At 32.3% G+C, this 396-nt stretch carries 1 pseudogene; it reads left to right on the top strand.

Annotated features, from left to right (window positions below):
• A pseudogene (locus tag K9V48_RS28650) lies at positions 1 to 239 on the top strand (fatty acid desaturase); the annotation flags it as partial.
• Between the last annotated feature and the right edge of the window lie 157 nt (positions 240 to 396).

Below are 396 nucleotides of genomic sequence, written 5' to 3'. Positions count from 1 at the left end.
TGCATCATTTAAGCCCAAGAGTTCCTAACTATAACTTGGAAAAAGCACATGAATCGACTCCACCTTTACAACAAGCAACAACGATTAATCTTCGCACAAGCTTACAGTCTATTCGCTTCCGTCTATTAGACGAAGAAAATAAAAGCTTTGTAAGCTTTAAAGAAATTAAACATTTACTGAAAAACACAAAAGATAAAGTGAAGTTAAATGCAAAAAACGCAACTCTTGAAGGAAAATAATACTCTACTAAAAACCATTCCAGTTTAGACGAGGCCACTGAAAAACTTACGTTTTTTATTCTTTTAATTTCTTTTCAATACAAAAAGGCAATTTGCTGTCTGCTTTTTAGACGGCAAATTGCCTTTTTCCTTTTCTTTCTTATTCTTTTTCACTAAG

It is taken from the genome of Metabacillus rhizolycopersici, from assembly GCF_020075705.1.
Note: the sequence above shows the minus strand (reverse complement) of the source record. Positions and strands in the feature narration are given on the sequence as shown.